The sequence below is a fragment of the Pseudomonas sp. NBRC 111139 genome (assembly GCF_001753955.1).
Lineage (GTDB): Bacteria > Pseudomonadota > Gammaproteobacteria > Pseudomonadales > Pseudomonadaceae > Aquipseudomonas > Aquipseudomonas alloputida.
Genome location: NZ_BCBP01000034.1, coordinates 58,887 through 73,883 on the forward strand (window position 1 = coordinate 58,887; position 14,997 = coordinate 73,883).

Genomic DNA, 14,997 nt, shown 5'->3' on the forward strand with positions numbered 1-14,997 from the left:
AGGTACAGGATGGACGGGAGCTAGGTCGGCCTGCTCTGACTGTTAATTGCATGTCGGTGAAGTGTAGTGGAGAACATTTGTACTCGCCTGGTTTTTTCACTGACAGAATGGGGGCGTGCCTGGCGCCGGCTTTGCGGGCCGAGAGGGACCGGCGGCTTCAAGAGCACAGAACAAGGGAGGGGGGTATTCGTGCGTGTGTGGCATCCCTGAGGGCAAGTTCAACTACTTTCAGGAGTTCGCCATGAACAACGTATCGCTCATCAGCTTCATCAACCTGCTGCACAGCGCCTCCCACGTGCAGCTGACGCTGCCCGGGCTTACCACGCGCTGCACTGCGGAGGTCGAGCAATCAGGTTCGACAGTCATCCTGCTTCGCCTGTTGTGGTCGAGCAACTGCGAGACGCTGATCACTGCTGAGGCACTGTCGGCTGGCCGCTGGGTCGACGACACGTTCCACTGCCTGGATGCTCACGGCCGCGAGGTCACGCTGCAATTACTGCAGACGACAACAATCAAACCCGACTGCAGCACGCCGAACGAGCTCGATGCCTTGCTCCGTGAGCTGTTGCTGGAAGCTAATCGCCGTGGGTCCTCTCCAACCAACATGCAAAATGCCCTGCAGGTAGCTGTTTGGGAAGGTTCGAAGTCAGTCCGACGGTTGCTCTTCCCGCAGATGCTTGCAACGCTGAACACCGTCCAGGAAACACTCACCAAAGCCGCGCAACTCGGCGTATGGGACTGGGCCTCGATGCCGCAACTGCGTGACCAGGTCACGGCTGCGCTCGCGGCTGATTACGGTACCGAGGTCACCTGGAGTCCGGATTGCGTCTACGACCACCTGGACAGCAGTGAGATCCTCGATTTCTTCGCGGATCTTCGCAAACGCACCGACACTCTCGATGAAGAATCCGAGCTGGTATGGCGAGTCTTGGTCATGGCGGTCAACCTTCTGGAGAAAAAGCAGCTCCACGAGTTGCTCCAGGGCCTGCGTCAACGACTGGAAGACATGAACGACGACATGCGCCAGCTCTGCTCTCTGCCTGTCGCTGATTTGCTGCGGCTGATCGCAGACCCTGAGGCTGATGCCGAGGAGGTATAACGCTCTACCCGCCCCGACCATGTGTCGGGGCTTTTCTTTGGGCAAAAGAAAACCGCCAGTCCGAAGACCAGCGGCGGATGGAGCGTTCGTAGGTGCTATGCCGACTTCAGCACATAGCGTTTCTGCGGAATGAGCACTGTTTCTTCGACGACGTTCAGGCTCAGCATGTCGATGAAGGTTGAGCGGATACTGTCACAAGCATTGTCAAATGCCTCGACGACCTCTACTCGGTTCGCGAGCTGGTCCAGAGACCATTCGTTGAAGTCTTCATCCTGGTCCAACGCCTGGCCAGAGACACGAAGCGTTTTGGGTGGATGCTGGAAGTTTAAACGACCTGCATCACCCTCGGCGCCACAGCGACCGCAGCGATTGTTACCTTCGGTACAGGCTTGGTAATTGCGCTGAGAGCAGCTTTTGCAGTAGGACTGATAGCCGGTGGATTCCCATTGGCTTTTCATGAGCACCAGATACCCGCTCGATCGGCCATTACTGCTGATGGTGAACTCGCCATTCATTTCCACGACGAAGTCCTCGATCACCAGAGACAAGTCATCCCAGTAGTCGACATTGAGCAGCTCAAAGGCCTTCTCTGTCTGCTCCCGATCCAGGCCAAGGGCATGGATCTTCACGCAGTGAGCGTAGCTCGTGGCGCGGTTCCAAGAGTTCATGGTGTCATAGCGATAATGGCCAGCCAGGAAGCTGATCATCGCTTGACGATCGGTGCGGTCCACTGCTGCTTTTTGAAAATGTTGCATTGGGAAATCTCCTGTTGGCTGTATAACCGGAGATGTGCAACACAGAGCGGTAAATCCGGGCAATGGCGCGATCGGGGATCATGGACCTGGGAAGATCGAGTGCTGCAACGGCGAGTTGGCCCGCTGGGTTAGCCCACCCGCCTGGCAACGGTCTGGGCATCACCAAAACTGCGTGATAGGCCGGGTCTCAAAATTGTCGATGGCTTCCTTGTGCTGCTGGTAATGCTGCTCGTACATCTTGATGTTGAGGCGGCAGAACTCTTCCAGCTCAGGCTCGGGTAACCGCGGCGAAAATAGAATCACTGGCCGCTGGTCCTGATCAGCGAACTGTAGGGTGCCGTCAGGGAACATCACCTGAGGTATCCCGCCCAATAGCATCTCCACTTTGGTAATGAACGGGGTGATCTTGGACTGGTCGGGCGCGAAAATGTGCATCACTTGATCGGTCATAGCGGTTATCTCCTAGGTCAATGGAACTGGGGTGCGATTAGGTCCTCTGGTCCCTACATCACACCAGCTTCAGATGGGGTCTTTTAGGGTCGCCTATACGGACCTGCAGCGCCGGCTGCATGTGCATTACGTCAAAACCCATGGACTTGAACCACATAGGGTTCATCAACGTGCGTTTCTCGGTGGGGAGTTCGAAAAAACCGTTGTCCTCGGACCAGAATCGGCCGCTCACTGGATGAACCAGGTCAAGCTCACAAGTGCCGTCGGGATAGGTGCACACCACAAGCTCCCAGGACGGATCGGGGGGGACTGGCCATTGGTAGTCCTCCGGCGCAAGGCGCTTTCGAATTCCCCCGTCACAGCGGCCGGACAACCCATAGACGAATGCACGGACATGCCACATCAAGATCGGGCGGTCTCGCTCAGTCCACCCTGCACATGCGTACTTGAATGCCTGGCGAACCAACGGCCTTGGTAGGCCCCACTGAAAGCACGCGAGGCCCTTCTGATACATATCTTCAAAGTCGAGGTTGGGATAGCCTGCGTCGTCTGCTGCACGTTCCAAGTAGTTCATGCTTCGCGCACCTCCGGGCGATATGCAGACCCTCCGAGACGGTACTCGTCCACCTTGGCCAGCGCGTCTGCCGCTGGGCGCTCGACCAGGGTTTGTATTTCCCCATCGGTGTACAGGCAGCCGGTGATATCCATCACGAGTGCAGCGCCGGCAAGGTCGATTGCAAGGATGTGGGTGTAGTTTTGGTGGCCTGCCAGGCTATTTTCCCCTTGCGTGAAATCTCGACTGATCGGCCCTTTAACAACCCCGCGGTACGGCTCTGGAACTGTCTCGGGCCATCCGTCGCAGAAGAATGACTCGACGAATTTCTGCAGGCCGATTCCGAGCTCGGCAGCAAAGCGTTTGATGCCGTCGATCGATGATCCATCCCACGACCATTCTTCAATCAGATTCCGATTGCACATGCTGGGTCCCTCCCTAAGGCTCCGGCGCCATTGTGTGTTTGCAGCAATTGAGTCATGCATCTTAGAGCATATCGATACTTAACGCGTAAACATAAGGCTAGTTTTCTTTGTACACCATGTTCATCTGGGGCCAGCAGTGAAGCACGCTCATCCTGCGGGCGAAAAAAAACCCGGCAAATGCCGGGCTGTGGGGTTACCTGCTCACGCTTGCGGCGCCAGCAGTAGCTCAAGGTGTTGTCGATCACTTGCGACCATCGACTCGACACCCCGCAAAATAGCTGCAGAGAGCGCTTTTCCAGCGATTTGCTGCGAGTTTGCGTTACCGTTGAGCTGCTCTTGGGTGCAGCACTCATAGGCCTGGAGAATTGACCGGAGATTGCCTAGGGAGAGCCGGCCGACGATGGCATCCAGCACGATGGCAACAGGAGAACCACACACCTGAGTCGCTTTAGCTACAGCGCTCGCTGTGTCAGGTGCAGGATCAGCAGTGATGCCCTGGGCAGCGCCCAAAATCGCATTCAACTGATCAGTGACCAAGTGCAAGAGCTCGTTGTAGCTATCCCCATCAGGAGGTAATACTTTGTCGTTGAGGTCTCGGGCGTGCGCGTTGACGGCACTGAGAAGGCTTTCCACCGCTTGTAGGGAGCTTTTTGGATCGTTCATGAGGGGCACCAGGTAGTTGGTTGTTTAACTGACTTCAGGGGATGCTCCACACAGCCCTACAATCCACCTTCTACATGCCTGTGGGACATCTCCTTGCATCATGAAAAGCCTTTCTAGGAGAGACCCTATGCAATTCCAACCAGCGTTTGAGCAAATGCGTGCCATCGTTGAGGCTGATGACTGCCTTCTGCGTGGATTCAAACAAGACTTTTACCAGTTTGACCTGCTCCACCTCACCAAAACTGGGACGGTCGGCGGTCGATACGTTTGGGTCATCCGCGAAAACGGCACACACCTGGCTTCACTCGGCCTGCATCCCAAGCTCACTGAGTTTGTGGAATGCGCGCTCGACATGAAGGAGGCACTGCAGGTTTTCGAAATCACCCTGCTGAAGGATGGTGCTGCGACGATTAAACCTATCTCCGTGGAGATGGGGCGTGACCTGTTACGGCACCAGCAATACAAGTTCGAGGGACGGCACATCAAACGAGGCGGCCGCCTCGTTGCGCTGGTTGACATCGAGGTGCTGTACAACCGAGGCCAATACGGCGGTACCGTCACCTTCTCCTTCGAATCAACACCGAGCAGGGATGAAGAAACTGACTTCAAGCAAATCGCCCTGTGCCTATTCCAGCAGAAAGCGCAAAGCTTGTTTGCCTGTATGGACCACGTGACTTTCCAGACGCGCAATCTTGCTGCATGAGGTACCAACGCAATACCCCACCGCTGGCCACCTAGGTCAGCGGTTTTTTGTGCCCGAAAAAAAACCGGCCTCAAGGGCCGGTCGGTAGCGTTGCCTTCAGCGTGCAGCGAGCATTGCCATACGGCTCCGCTCCTTGCGTTCAAGCAATTGCTGGCTGTTGTACGGCCCAACCTCCTGGACGCCGCCCAGGTCATCGAGGTGCACCAGGTAATTTAAGTAATCATCACCAGGATTCGACCATAGGTGCCTCAGCCGCTCGTGGTTGAGCACATGTGCCTTGAACTCCTCTCGACTCAATTCACCACGGCCGAGGGCGACCTGCAGTTTCGAATACGCCAGGTAGTCTGGGCGCCAGCTTAAAGGGATAGCGCACAACGCGTGATGTACGCGATCCGAATCGGGCCATACCGGGGGAATGGTCGTCAGTTGTGCCATGGTTAGGCCCACCTCTTCTGCCGGTGCAGCGATGGGCGAGAGTTCGAACCTTGTCACATCGAACCAAGCATGGCCGGTCGCCGAATAAGCACCCGCGCTGATCGGTGACGCTGGTGCGCAACTATAGACCAGCCAGCTCTGGCAGCCAGCCCACTGTCGGATGAATCTCACCATTAGGGTGCCGTCGGCAACAGGCTTCCGCCAGATGCAAGCACGCAGGTGGTAATCGATATTGTAGGGCGCCAGGTCCGCAGGTAGATCAGCGTCGACAACAGTATCGAACACCTCAAACCCACTGGCGCCGATTCGCGCCAGGTAGCTGGCCCCCTCGGCGATTTCAAAGGCAGGGTCGAAGTGGAGCACGCCGGCAAGTGCCGTCTCCCCTCCTCCGGTTAGGCGAAACACAATGCGGCCGCGAGGCTTGTAGCTGTGGTTGAACTGTACGGTAGTGGTCATTTGTATACCCTCATCTTGGTCTGAGGGAATGCTTTGCAGCGCCCAATAAAAAACCCACCGCGAACGGTGGGTCAGGTGGAACGTTCAAGAACTGAGCAGGTAGTCCCCTGCGATGACAGCATTCGTAGCCAGGCCCTGCGAAGGGATTTCGACACGCTTGGTGCCGTCATCGATCAGCTCAACGAGTGTGGCGGCAAGTTTACGCACGATGACATTGTCGACCGTTTTGACTGGTACCGAGTGGCCCTTGTCCTGGAGCAGGATTTTGTAGCCGGTATCGTCGGAGTTGTGGGTAATCACCAGAAATCCATGCAGCTTGCTCGTGTTTACATTTACCTGCAGCGCAGGGCGGCGGGCGAGCCGAGATTGGGGTTTGGGGAGCAACGGAACAGAAAGTGCACTTAAGCCCTGCCATTTCCTCTCAGCGCCATAATCCAGGACCTTCATCTCCATCTCTCCTTGATTCCGTACTTAACTACGGAGATAGAGTCGGCTCGTGGGTAGAAAACCCGAGAGGAGGCTGTTATGAAATACCTAAGACTACTGCTGATAGTTGGTGCGACTCTGCTGTCATCCACCGTATGGGCCGAGAGCGGGAGCGACCGTTCAATCGAGCGAATCGCCGCTATGCGCGACAAGGCTGAGGCGGCCTTGGTGGCGGAAACCGCCAAGAAGATTGAGCAACTGGGGGCCACGGCGGCTGGCCGGGTCGAGGCGCAGCCCGGCTGTCCGCCTGCAAAGTAGAACATGAGCTGCTGATGCAGTACTAACCTGTGGCCTATGCAAGTGCTCCTTTGGCCATTCAGCGGCGCTCAATGAGCGCCGCTGTTTTGCCAAGCGCAAGCCGACCCCGGAGGTGCCTCACGCATCGGGAAATCCTCGGTTAACGCGCGGAGTCAGCGCAGTTCCTTTTCCCCCTGCAGCGAAACGATCAGCGGACAGGAAACCGTCCCGTGGCTCGCACAACAATCGTGAACCAGCCGCGCCAACACCGACTCGATCCGCCGCAGATCCGCGAGTTTCCCCCGCACATCCTCGAGCTTCTGCTCGGCGAGCACGCGCGCTTCGTCGCAGTGAGCGCCGTCATCCAATCGCAACAGCCCGGCCACCTCATCGAGGCTGAAGCCCAGTCGTTGCGCGGATTTGACGAATTTCACCCGGGCCACGTCCGCCTCGCCGTAGCGGCGAATGCTGCCGTAGGGCTTGTCCGGTTCGGGCAACAGCCCCTTGCGTTGATAGAACCGGATGGTTTCCACGTTGACCCCGGCCGCCTTGGCGAAGGCGCCGATGGTCAGGCTTTCCACAGTGTTTTCCATACTGCTTGACTCCGTACTTGACTACGGAAGTAACCTTAAACCATCGCTCACATGCTCGAAAGGAGAAATGCATGTCTGAACCATCAAACGGGCGCGCCCCTCTTGTCGCCGGGGGGCTTGCGGCGATTCTCGCCTCGACTTGCTGTCTTGGGCCGCTGGTTCTGATCGCACTGGGATTCAGCGGGGCCTGGATCGGCAACCTGACCGTGCTGGAACCTTACCGCCCGCTCTTCATCGGTGCGGCGTTAGTCGCGCTGTTCTTCGCCTGGCGACGCATTTTCCGCCCGGCTCAAGTCTGCAAACCGGGTGAGGTCTGCGCCGTGCCCCAGGTACGCACCACCTACAAGCTGCTGTTCGGGCTGGTAACGGCCTTGGTGCTGGTCGCGCTCGGCTTCCCCTACATCCTTCCCTTGTTCTACTGATCAGGAGTCCGCCATGAAAAAACTGCTTGCATCCTTCGCCCTCGCCACCCTAGTCGCCGCACCTGCCTGGGCGGCCACGCAGACCGTCACTCTGGCGGTGCCGGGCATGACCTGCGCCGCTTGCCCGATCACGGTGAAGAAGGCGCTGACCAAGGTCGAGGGCGTGACCAAGGCCGAGGTGAGCTATGAGAACCGCGAGGCCATCGTCACCTTCGATGATGCCAAGACCAATGTCCAGGCGCTGACTAAGGCGACCGAGGACGCCGGCTACCCGTCCAGCGTCAAGCAGTAGGCGGGCATTCCGATGGCAAACCCTTTCAATTTGTTCACGCGGATCGGTGACAAAGCCGGGTCCGTTGGCGTGCTGATTTCTGCCATAGGCTGTGCCTCGTGTTTCCCCGCCCTTGCCGGTCTGGGGGCCGCGATCGGTCTGGGCTTTCTGAGCCAGTGGGAAGGCCTGTTCATCACCACGCTGCTGCCGTTATTTGCCGGGCTGGCCCTGCTCGTCAATGCCCTCGGCGGGTTCAGTCACCGGCAGTGGCGACGCGCTGCGCCTGGCCTGATCGGCCCGGCCCTGGTGCTGATAGCGGTGTATTTGATGCTGGCTCACGGCTGGCGGAGCGGCTGGCTGCTCTATATCGGCCTGGCCCTCATGTTTGGGGTGTCCATCTGGGATCTCGTGTCGCCCGCCCACCGCCGTTGCTCCCCGACGTCCTGTCCGACTCCGCCAAAATGAAGGAATAACACTATGACCAAACTACAAATCGTCGGCATGACCTGCGCCTCCTGTGTCGAGCATGTGAAAGAGGCCTTGGAGAAGATCCCCGGCGTGCATCGGGCGGATGTTTCCTACGCCAGCGGGAAGGCCGAACTGAAGGTCGACGAGGGCGTAAGCCGTGAACAGATGCAGGCCGCCGTCGAGGCCCTGGGGTATCGAGCGGCGTTCGAAGACGCCACGGCACCTACCCGCTCAGGCCTGCTCGACAAGGCGCGGGGCTGGTTGAGCGGCAGCATTGGCGCCGGGAAAGATGGCGACAGGCTCCACGTGGCGGTCATCGGCAGCGGTGGCGCCGCCATGGCGGCCGCGCTCAAGGCGGTGGAAGGCGGTGCGCGCGTCACCCTGATCGAGCGCGGCATCATCGGCGGCACCTGCGTCAACGTTGGCTGCGTGCCCTCCAAGATCATGATTCGCGCCGCGCATGTGGCCCATCTGCGGCGCGAGAGCCCGTTCGACGCCGGACTGTCCACCACGAGCCTGACCGTCCTGCGCGAGCGGTTGCTCGCCCAGCAACAGGGTCGTGTCGACGAACTGCGCCACGCCAAGTACGAAGGCATTCTGGAGAGCACGCCGGCGATCACCCTGGTACGCGGCACCGCCCGTTTCCAGGACGGCCGCACGCTCAGCGTGGAACTGGCCGAGGGCGGCGAGCGCATCGTCGCCTTCGACCGCTGCCTGATCGCCACCGGCGCGAGCCCGGCCGTTCTACCGATTCCCGGACTCAAGGACACCCCGTACTGGACCTCGGACGAGGCGCTGGCGAGCGACACCATTCCTAAGCGGCTCGCCGTGATCGGCTCCTCGGTGGTGGCGGTGGAACTGGCGCAGGCCTTTGCCCGGCTGGGCAGCAAGGTCACGGTCCTGGCACGCAGCACGTTGTTCTTCCGCGAAGATCCGGCCATCGGTGAAGCGCTGACGGCAGCCTTCCGTATGGAGGGCATCGAAGTGCTGGAACACACGCAAGCCAGCCAGGTGTCCCACGTCGACGGCGAGTTCATCCTGAGCACCAATCATGGCGAGCTGCATGCCGACCGACTACTCGTCGCCACCGGCCGCACGCCCAACACCCAAGGCATGAATCTGCAAGGCGCCGGCGTGAAGCTGGACGAACGCGGTGCCATCCAGATCGACTCGGGCATGCGCACCAGTGCCCCGGATATCTATGCGGCCGGCGACTGTACCGACCAGCCGCAGTTCGTCTACGTGGCGGCGGCCGCAGGCACCCGTGCGGCGCTCAACATGACCGGCGGCGAGGCGAAGCTCAATCTCGACGCCATGCCGGCCGTGGTGTTCACCGATCCGCAGGTGGCCACCGTGGGCTACAGCGAAGCGGAGGCGCACCACGCCGGCATCGAGACCGACAGCCGCACCTTGACCCTGGATAACGTGCCACGCGCACTGGCCAACTTCGACACGCGGGGTTTCATCAAGCTGGTCATCGAGGAAGGTAGCGGACGGCTCATCGGCGTGCAGGCGGTGGCCCCGGAGGCGGGCGAACTGATCCAGACCGCCGCCATCGCCATCCGGGCGCGGATGACGGTGCAGGAACTGGCCGACCAGTTGTTCCCCTACCTGACGATGGTCGAGGGGCTGAAGCTCGCGGCGCAAACCTTCGCCAAGGACGTCAAGCAGCTGTCCTGCTGCGCCGGGTAATGAGCGCGCGAGGTTGAAGCATGAACGACACGGCAAGCGATCTCGGCAGTCGCGACAGCCTGCGCAAGACCTGGCAGGTAATCAGCTTATGGGGGCTGCCTGCCGTCGTGGCGACCATAGCGCTTGTTCTGGCGGATCGACGCCCTGCGTTGTTCCTGGCAGCGAGCGCCGCGCTACTCGTGATGGGCGGCGCCTGCCTGGTCAACGCCGCGCGCTGTCGCCGCCTTCACTGCTACATCACCGGGCCGTATTTCCTGATGCTCGCGCTGGGTGCGCTGCTGGCTTATGGGTTTGCCCCAAACGGCGAGTATCACTCCCGGCTGTGGTTGCTCCTGGCACTAGGGGTTACGCCATTGCTCATCTGGCTACCTGAACGCCTAGCCGGAAGGAAATATCTGAGCGCCCTAGTTTGCGGGGAAGACCGGGAGTGTCGGTGATGAATGCCTACACCATATCCAGACTGGCCGAGGACGCGGGCGTCAGCGTGCATGTGGTGCGCGACTATGTGCTGCGTGGCTTGCTGCACCCCGCGCGGCGCACGGAGAGCGGTTACGGCATTTTCGATGAGCGGTCCCTGGCGCGTCTGCGCTTCGTGCGCGCCGCCTTCGAGTCTGGTATCGGGCTCGACGAATTGGCACGGCTCTGCCGGGCGCTCGATGCGGACGATGGCGCCGACTTGATCGGCTGCGTCGAGTGCCTGCTCCGGCTAGTCACGGCACGGCAGGCGGCCTTAGCCGCAGTGGCAACCCAGCTGGCCGGGCTGACTCATTGCGCCGGCGAAGGTTCTGCCTATGCGTAACGCCGATCACGTTGAGTCAAGCAAGGTCTTCCGCTGGCGTGCTTACACCTGGGGCGTGCTCGCCGCGCTCACCTGCCCTTGCCATCTGCCGGTGCTGGCATTGCTGCTTTCGGGGACAGCGGCCGGCGCGTTCGTCAGCGAGCAGTGGAGCCTCGCGACGCTCGTGCTGGCGGTTTTCTTCATCCTCTTCCTGCGAGCGGCATTGCAGGCCTTTCGGAAGCGACCGTGACCCGCTCGGAGCACGGCGCGACCACCACTGCCGAGTTGGGCAGGGAGGCTGCAGGTCGATCGGCGCTCAGTCACGGGGGGAAAGCGTTGCTAGGTTTTCTTGGACGATGGAGGAACCCCCATCATGAACACAAACAACACCTCCACCATCAGCTGCTGCGAATGCTGCAAGGACATTCCCCTTGACGCCGCACTGACGCCGGAAGGTTCCGAGTATGTCGTGCACTTCTGTGGCCTGGAGTGCTATCAGCGTTTCATGTCGCGAGCAGATAAGAGGGCGGCATCCGAGCCTGATCACCCCTGCACACAAAAGGTCAGTACCCGTCAGGACGGCTAATTCGCGCTGCACCGGAAAAGTGGCTCTTGCTGGTCGCAGAAAGCGTGAGCCCGAGGACTCCGTCAGTCGCAATCCGTCTGAGCTGGAAGTGGCATCGAGTGCGGTGCCCGGCCGATTTCGAACCCAGGCCGTTACACCTACTGGTCGTCGTCCGGATTGCGCAGCGGCCGCAGTTCGCCGCGGGTAACCTCTTCCGGCACCGCGAAGGAGTAACGGCCCAGCATGTTGATGTGCTCGTGGATCAGTGGCGAGAGCCGCGCGACATCCTCCTCCAGCACCGGGTAGCCGTGCTGCCTGAGCCGTTCTACGGCCGCCGTCATGTAGAGGGTGTTCCACAGCACGATGATGTTCACCACCAGGCCGAGGGCGCCGAGCTGGTCCTCCTGGCCTTCGCGGTAGCGCTGGCGCAGCTCGCCGCGTTTGCCGTGGAACACGGCGCGGGCCAGGCTGTGGCGGCCTTCGCCCCGGTTCAGCTGGGTCAGGGTGGCGCGGCGCTTGGACTCGTCGTCGATGTAGGTCAGGGTGTGCAAGGTCTTCTCGATGCGACCGAACTCAGCCAGCGCCTGGGCCAGGCGGGTGGGACGATCCCCTGTTTGCAGGGTGCGCATGATGCCGGTGGCCGGCACTCGGCCGAGCTTGAGCGAGCCGGCCAGGCGTAGCAGGTCGTCCCAGTGCTCGGCGATCAGATCGAGCTTGACCGACTGCCGGGCCAGGCCGTTGAGTTTGCCGTAATCCGCCTCCGGGCGCGTGCGCCAGAAACGGGTACCGCCGACGTCGGCCAGGCGCGGGCTGAAGTGGTAGCCGAGCAGGCGGAACAGCCCAAACACCACATCGCTGTAGGCCCCGGTGTCGGTCATGATCTGCGTCGGCTGCAACTCGGTCTGCTGTTCCAGCACCACGGCCAGCAGCACCAGGCTGTCGCGCAGGGTGCCGGGCACGGTGATGGCGTTGAGGCCGGAGAACTGATCGGAAATCAAGTTGTACCAGGTGACGCCCCGGCCGGTGCCGAAATACTTCGGGTTGGGGCCAGCATGCACGGTGCGCACCGGTACCACGAAGCGCATGCCATCGGCGGAGGCGACCTCGCCGCCGCCCCAGACCTGGGCCAGCTCCAGTTGGCTCTGCGCCCCCACCAGAATGGCGTTTGCCACTGACAGCGTGTCGTCACGGATATAGTTCTGGCTGACCCAGGACAGCCGGTCGCGGCGTAGCGCCTGATTGTCGGTGCGGATCAGCGGCTCCAGGCCGGTGTTGCAGGCCCCACCCAGCAGCACCGCGCAGAGGCTGGTGACCAGGTTGTCGGCCCGCGCATTGCGCTCGGACACATGGGTGAAGGCCTCGGCGAAGCCGGTGCGAGCGGCGATTTCCAAGAGGATTTCCGGCAGATCGACACGCGGCATCAGATCAGCCACGGCTGCTCGCAGTTGCAGCAGCGAGTTCGGCTCCTCCAGCTTGTCCAGTGTGCCGAGCGAGAGCTCGGTCTTGCCCTCGGCGTTCTCGCTCAGCTGGATCGCGGGGTTGTCGGGTAGGCGGGCCGCGACCGCCTGCCAGGTCGCATCCAACTCGGCGCTCAGCGCATCCAAGGTGGTGCCGGCGTCAATGGTCAGGCCCAGCGAGCGGCAGATGATCGGCCGCGCCGCCAGCCATTCGGCACCGTCGAGCAGGCCGAGACGCGGGTCGGCATAGCGCCAACTGGGCGAGACGAACACGTCGCGCCGGCGCAGGGCCGTGCGCAGCGCATCGAGCGTGCAGAACACATAGGCGCCCATGTCGAGGGAGCCATCCTCGCGGGTAATGTGCTTCTGCCAAGCCTTGGCCACGATCTCCTGCGGCGCGTCATCCTCCGGTTTCCGGCGGGGCAGGTTCAGCTGCAACCAATCCAGGCCGGCGACCACGCCTTTGCCGGCCGGGCTGAAGCCGAAGCGGATGTGCTTGAGCAGGTCGGGCAGGAAACGGCGCACACTGCGGTAGCGCGCCTCCAGGGCGAGAAAATACACATCGTCAACCGGGCGGATCAGCGCATTGACATCTTCCAGGGCTTTCTCCAGCGAGGCCCTCGGCAGGTCGTTGAACAGCCGGGCGCGCACGTTGTCATCGCTGATTGAGCTGTCCAGCACGACCTTGCACGCGGCGGCGAGCGTCGCCGCCGAGCGATCCAGGTCTTTCAGGCTGCGCATGCGGGCTTTCTTGTCGGCCTTCTCCGCGTTGCTGAACAGGTCGCGTAACAGCGCTTCCAGGACCTCCAGGGCGTCGTCGTGCGCGGTGGCCTCCAGGCACAGGGCGAACGCCACCAGTGTCGCCATCCGCCGCGACGCCGGCAGCCGGTTGATCGCCGTGACCTTGGCGGTGTTGGCGAAGCGAGCCAGGGCCGCGATACGGCTGGGCGGGATGTGCGCCGCCGCTGGCAAGGCGATGCCGATGCCGCGCACGTCATCAAGCCGGCGCAGCGCCCGAATCAGTGCGGGGCCACTGACCATCACCGGGCCGGAGCGCAGTTGATCCAGCCGGGAACTGCGGTTGCCTTCGGCGACCAGCAGCAAGTCCTGTAGCTGCTGCCGTTGCGCCTCGCTCACACTGCGGCCAAGGGTTAGCCAGAGGCGTTCTTCGACCCGGCTGCGCAGTTGGGCGATGAACCGTTCCAGAACGGTGACGCCGGGCAGTAAAACCTTGTGCGTCAGCAACCAGGTCGTCGCCCGATTGAACAACTCGCCAGGACGATCTGTCCCTGTCCAACAGAGCGCATACAGCCAGCGGGCAAGTCGAAAGCCGACGCTGGAATCAGCAAACACCCGATAGCCGTAACGCTCCTGAATCTCGGCGGCATGACGTTGACGTTGGCGGGTTTCGGCATAGGCCAGGATACAAGTTGGATCGGTAATGCCTAACTGGCGACTGAGCGCTTGCAGCACCTCTTGGGGGACGGCTGAAAAGTCGTCGGGAAAAGTGCCCAGGTAGCGGATGCTGGTCAGTTGGGTGGCGTAGCCAAGGCGGTTGTGCTCGCCGCGCAGCGGTAGGAGGATTTTGTGGTCGTCGTCGCTCAGGTGGAAGTAGCGTTCCAGCTCCTCACGACTGGGGGCATCGACATAGCGGCCAAAACCGTCGCGTTGCTCCTGGGTCAGAAAACCGACCGGCATCGATCACAGCACCTCGGCGCAGAACACGGCGGGCGTGACAATCCGCGTGCGTTCGATGTGCCCGCGTTGCAGCAGGCCGGCGCGGCGATCACCGGTCACCAGGTAGTCCGCATCGCCTGCCAGGGCCATGGCCAGCAGAAACGAGTCATCCGGATCATCGGCTTCGACCTCGATGGTCAGACGCTCCAGTACCACAGCCCGTTGCAGGTTATTGATCATGGCTCCCACTTTGGCGGGCTGAAGGATGGCCTGGAGCTTGGGGTAGCGGCTGGCTCGGCGGATTTCATCGAGCTGCATCCGCGAGGTCACTACCTCGAAACGCGCCGCCCGCCAGGCACGGTAGATCGCATCGGGCGCGCCATGCGGCGAGATCAGTGCGCTGAACAGGATGTTGGTATCCAACACGACCCGCATCAGCGCTTACGTGCCCAGTCGAGCGCTTCGTCAACCGCTTCGGTCAGCTCTGCCTCGCTCAGATGGGCATTAGCGGCCTTGGCCTGTTCGGCCGTCAGTTCCAGGATGTGGGCCCGCACCGCCTCTTCAATGAAGCGCGACAGGTCGCCTTTCCGGCCACCGCCCTGGCTGGCCAGAAACATCCGAAGCGACTGGTCGGTGTCGGCCGAGACGGCGACATTCCAGCGAATCGTATTCATGGCGTTCCCCGCTAGTAGGTGTTTGTGTGTTTATACGCCAATCACAAAGGGCTATGCAATGGTTCAAAAAAACCTTCGTTTTGCCGAACTTTAAGTGGACAGGAATCGGCTGGTTAACCTACCTGCGCTACGGTTCAA

General features: G+C 61.2%; 22 protein-coding genes. 11 read left to right on the forward strand and 11 right to left on the reverse strand.

Annotation, left to right across the window (positions count from 1 at the left end):
* The first annotated feature begins 241 nt into the window (after positions 1-241).
* Positions 242-1,099, forward strand: a complete 858-nt coding sequence (locus BJQ17_RS13660) for a hypothetical protein (RefSeq protein WP_004574800.1) — start codon at positions 242-244, stop codon at positions 1,097-1,099.
* Positions 1,100-1,194: 95 nt separating this feature from the next.
* Here BJQ17_RS13660 and BJQ17_RS13665 read toward each other — a convergent pair whose 3' ends face one another.
* The 5 genes from BJQ17_RS13665 to BJQ17_RS13685 all read right to left on the reverse strand — a co-directional run bounded on the left by BJQ17_RS13665 (position 1,195) and on the right by BJQ17_RS13685 (position 3,945).
* A complete protein-coding gene (locus BJQ17_RS13665; protein WP_023383758.1) occupies positions 1,195-1,854 on the reverse strand; it encodes a hypothetical protein in 660 nt (219 codons plus the stop codon).
* 159 nt (positions 1,855-2,013) lie between these two features.
* Entirely contained in the window at positions 2,014-2,304 is a 291-nt protein-coding gene (locus BJQ17_RS13670; RefSeq protein ID WP_023383757.1) for a hypothetical protein, read from the reverse strand.
* Positions 2,305-2,362: 58 nt separating this feature from the next.
* Positions 2,363-2,878, reverse strand: a complete 516-nt coding sequence (locus tag BJQ17_RS13675; protein ID WP_023383756.1) for a hypothetical protein — start codon at positions 2,876-2,878, stop codon at positions 2,363-2,365.
* Positions 2,875-3,282, reverse strand: coding sequence for a hypothetical protein (locus BJQ17_RS13680; RefSeq protein ID WP_023383755.1), 408 nt, complete (start codon positions 3,280-3,282; stop codon positions 2,875-2,877). The genes BJQ17_RS13675 and BJQ17_RS13680 overlap by 4 nt, the downstream gene beginning before the upstream one ends.
* Before the next feature lie 201 nt (positions 3,283-3,483).
* The gene (locus BJQ17_RS13685) at positions 3,484-3,945 is read right to left on the reverse strand and encodes a hypothetical protein (protein ID WP_023383754.1); all 462 of its coding nucleotides are present in this window, start codon (positions 3,943-3,945) and stop codon (positions 3,484-3,486) included.
* A 127-nt stretch (positions 3,946-4,072) separates the two neighbouring features.
* Here BJQ17_RS13685 and BJQ17_RS13690 point away from each other — a divergent pair, with 127 nt between their 5' ends.
* Positions 4,073-4,648, forward strand: coding sequence for a hypothetical protein (locus BJQ17_RS13690; protein WP_023383753.1), 576 nt, complete (start codon positions 4,073-4,075; stop codon positions 4,646-4,648).
* Between the two features lie 96 nt (positions 4,649-4,744).
* Here the strand turns inward: BJQ17_RS13690 and BJQ17_RS13695 are convergent, their stop codons facing one another.
* Positions 4,745-5,539, reverse strand: coding sequence for a hypothetical protein (locus tag BJQ17_RS13695; protein ID WP_023383752.1), 795 nt, complete (start codon positions 5,537-5,539; stop codon positions 4,745-4,747).
* A gap of 84 nt (positions 5,540-5,623) precedes the next feature.
* Complete coding sequence (locus BJQ17_RS13700) at positions 5,624-5,986, reverse strand: hypothetical protein (RefSeq protein ID WP_175442734.1); 363 nt, start codon at positions 5,984-5,986, stop codon at positions 5,624-5,626.
* A 78-nt stretch (positions 5,987-6,064) separates the two neighbouring features.
* Between BJQ17_RS13700 and BJQ17_RS31070 the strand changes: the two genes are divergently transcribed.
* A complete protein-coding gene (locus BJQ17_RS31070; protein WP_004574529.1) occupies positions 6,065-6,283 on the forward strand; it encodes a co-regulatory protein PtrA N-terminal domain-containing protein in 219 nt (72 codons plus the stop codon).
* A 152-nt stretch (positions 6,284-6,435) separates the two neighbouring features.
* Here BJQ17_RS31070 and merR read toward each other — a convergent pair whose 3' ends face one another.
* Positions 6,436-6,855, reverse strand: a complete 420-nt coding sequence (gene merR, locus BJQ17_RS13710; protein ID WP_004574528.1) for an Hg(II)-responsive transcriptional regulator — start codon at positions 6,853-6,855, stop codon at positions 6,436-6,438.
* Positions 6,856-6,926: 71 nt separating this feature from the next.
* Here merR and merT point away from each other — a divergent pair, with 71 nt between their 5' ends.
* The 8 genes from merT to BJQ17_RS30010 all read left to right on the forward strand — a co-directional run bounded on the left by merT (position 6,927) and on the right by BJQ17_RS30010 (position 11,072).
* On the forward strand, positions 6,927-7,277 hold the full coding sequence (merT, locus tag BJQ17_RS13715) for a mercuric ion transporter MerT (protein ID WP_004574527.1): 351 nt from the start codon (positions 6,927-6,929) through the stop codon (positions 7,275-7,277).
* Between the two features lie 13 nt (positions 7,278-7,290).
* Positions 7,291-7,569 (forward strand): mercury resistance system periplasmic binding protein MerP, encoded by a 279-nt coding sequence (merP, locus tag BJQ17_RS13720; protein ID WP_004574526.1) that lies wholly within the window; start codon positions 7,291-7,293, stop codon positions 7,567-7,569.
* Positions 7,570-7,581: 12 nt separating this feature from the next.
* Positions 7,582-8,013 carry an organomercurial transporter MerC gene (gene merC, locus BJQ17_RS13725; RefSeq protein ID WP_004574525.1) on the forward strand — a complete coding sequence of 144 codons (432 nt, stop codon included), beginning with the start codon at positions 7,582-7,584 and terminating at the stop codon, positions 8,011-8,013.
* Positions 8,014-8,025: 12 nt separating this feature from the next.
* On the forward strand, positions 8,026-9,708 hold the full coding sequence (gene merA, locus BJQ17_RS13730; protein ID WP_004574524.1) for a mercury(II) reductase: 1,683 nt from the start codon (positions 8,026-8,028) through the stop codon (positions 9,706-9,708).
* Between the two features lie 20 nt (positions 9,709-9,728).
* Entirely contained in the window at positions 9,729-10,145 is a 417-nt protein-coding gene (locus BJQ17_RS13735) for a hypothetical protein (protein ID WP_004574523.1), read from the forward strand.
* Positions 10,145-10,507 (forward strand): mercuric resistance transcriptional repressor MerD, encoded by a 363-nt coding sequence (gene merD, locus BJQ17_RS13740; RefSeq protein WP_004574522.1) that lies wholly within the window; start codon positions 10,145-10,147, stop codon positions 10,505-10,507. Before BJQ17_RS13735 ends, merD begins: the two co-directional genes overlap by 1 nt.
* The gene (merE, locus tag BJQ17_RS13745) at positions 10,500-10,736 is read left to right on the forward strand and encodes a broad-spectrum mercury transporter MerE (protein WP_004574521.1); all 237 of its coding nucleotides are present in this window, start codon (positions 10,500-10,502) and stop codon (positions 10,734-10,736) included. The genes merD and merE overlap by 8 nt, the downstream gene beginning before the upstream one ends.
* Before the next feature lie 123 nt (positions 10,737-10,859).
* Complete coding sequence (locus BJQ17_RS30010) at positions 10,860-11,072, forward strand: DUF3330 domain-containing protein (protein WP_004574520.1); 213 nt, start codon at positions 10,860-10,862, stop codon at positions 11,070-11,072.
* A 137-nt stretch (positions 11,073-11,209) separates the two neighbouring features.
* Here BJQ17_RS30010 and BJQ17_RS13750 read toward each other — a convergent pair whose 3' ends face one another.
* Genes BJQ17_RS13750 through BJQ17_RS13760 form a run of 3 tightly spaced genes read right to left on the reverse strand, consistent with a single transcriptional unit; the run spans position 11,210 to position 14,859 of the window.
* On the reverse strand, positions 11,210-14,206 hold the full coding sequence (locus BJQ17_RS13750) for a Tn3 family transposase (RefSeq protein ID WP_004574519.1): 2,997 nt from the start codon (positions 14,204-14,206) through the stop codon (positions 11,210-11,212).
* Between the two features lie 3 nt (positions 14,207-14,209).
* Positions 14,210-14,620 carry a putative toxin-antitoxin system toxin component, PIN family gene (locus tag BJQ17_RS13755; RefSeq protein ID WP_004574518.1) on the reverse strand — a complete coding sequence of 137 codons (411 nt, stop codon included), beginning with the start codon at positions 14,618-14,620 and terminating at the stop codon, positions 14,210-14,212.
* Entirely contained in the window at positions 14,620-14,859 is a 240-nt protein-coding gene (locus BJQ17_RS13760; RefSeq protein WP_004574517.1) for a ribbon-helix-helix domain-containing protein, read from the reverse strand. Before BJQ17_RS13760 ends, BJQ17_RS13755 begins: the two co-directional genes overlap by 1 nt.
* Positions 14,860-14,997: the final 138 nt, after the last annotated feature.

Coding starts and splice junctions, on each gene's coding strand:
- merA (WP_004574524.1), top strand. CDS start 8,026: ATGACCAAACTACAAATCGTCGGCATGACCTGCGCCTCCTGTGTCGAG.
- merT (WP_004574527.1), top strand. CDS start 6,927: ATGTCTGAACCATCAAACGGGCGCGCCCCTCTTGTCGCCGGGGGGCTT.
- BJQ17_RS13665 (WP_023383758.1), bottom strand. CDS start 1,854: ATGCAACATTTTCAAAAAGCAGCAGTGGACCGCACCGATCGTCAAGCG.
- BJQ17_RS30010 (WP_004574520.1), top strand. CDS start 10,860: ATGAACACAAACAACACCTCCACCATCAGCTGCTGCGAATGCTGCAAG.
- BJQ17_RS31070 (WP_004574529.1), top strand. CDS start 6,065: ATGAAATACCTAAGACTACTGCTGATAGTTGGTGCGACTCTGCTGTCA.
- merD (WP_004574522.1), top strand. CDS start 10,145: ATGAATGCCTACACCATATCCAGACTGGCCGAGGACGCGGGCGTCAGC.
- BJQ17_RS13695 (WP_023383752.1), bottom strand. CDS start 5,539: ATGACCACTACCGTACAGTTCAACCACAGCTACAAGCCTCGCGGCCGC.
- BJQ17_RS13735 (WP_004574523.1), top strand. CDS start 9,729: ATGAACGACACGGCAAGCGATCTCGGCAGTCGCGACAGCCTGCGCAAG.
- BJQ17_RS13690 (WP_023383753.1), top strand. CDS start 4,073: ATGCAATTCCAACCAGCGTTTGAGCAAATGCGTGCCATCGTTGAGGCT.
- BJQ17_RS13675 (WP_023383756.1), bottom strand. CDS start 2,878: ATGAACTACTTGGAACGTGCAGCAGACGACGCAGGCTATCCCAACCTC.
- BJQ17_RS13750 (WP_004574519.1), bottom strand. CDS start 14,206: ATGCCGGTCGGTTTTCTGACCCAGGAGCAACGCGACGGTTTTGGCCGC.
- BJQ17_RS13670 (WP_023383757.1), bottom strand. CDS start 2,304: ATGACCGATCAAGTGATGCACATTTTCGCGCCCGACCAGTCCAAGATC.
- BJQ17_RS13660 (WP_004574800.1), top strand. CDS start 242: ATGAACAACGTATCGCTCATCAGCTTCATCAACCTGCTGCACAGCGCC.
- BJQ17_RS13680 (WP_023383755.1), bottom strand. CDS start 3,282: ATGTGCAATCGGAATCTGATTGAAGAATGGTCGTGGGATGGATCATCG.
- merC (WP_004574525.1), top strand. CDS start 7,582: ATGGCAAACCCTTTCAATTTGTTCACGCGGATCGGTGACAAAGCCGGG.
- BJQ17_RS13760 (WP_004574517.1), bottom strand. CDS start 14,859: ATGAATACGATTCGCTGGAATGTCGCCGTCTCGGCCGACACCGACCAG.
- BJQ17_RS13755 (WP_004574518.1), bottom strand. CDS start 14,620: ATGCGGGTCGTGTTGGATACCAACATCCTGTTCAGCGCACTGATCTCG.
- merE (WP_004574521.1), top strand. CDS start 10,500: ATGCGTAACGCCGATCACGTTGAGTCAAGCAAGGTCTTCCGCTGGCGT.
- merP (WP_004574526.1), top strand. CDS start 7,291: ATGAAAAAACTGCTTGCATCCTTCGCCCTCGCCACCCTAGTCGCCGCA.
- BJQ17_RS13685 (WP_023383754.1), bottom strand. CDS start 3,945: ATGAACGATCCAAAAAGCTCCCTACAAGCGGTGGAAAGCCTTCTCAGT.
- merR (WP_004574528.1), bottom strand. CDS start 6,855: ATGGAAAACACTGTGGAAAGCCTGACCATCGGCGCCTTCGCCAAGGCG.
- BJQ17_RS13700 (WP_175442734.1), bottom strand. CDS start 5,986: ATGAAGGTCCTGGATTATGGCGCTGAGAGGAAATGGCAGGGCTTAAGT.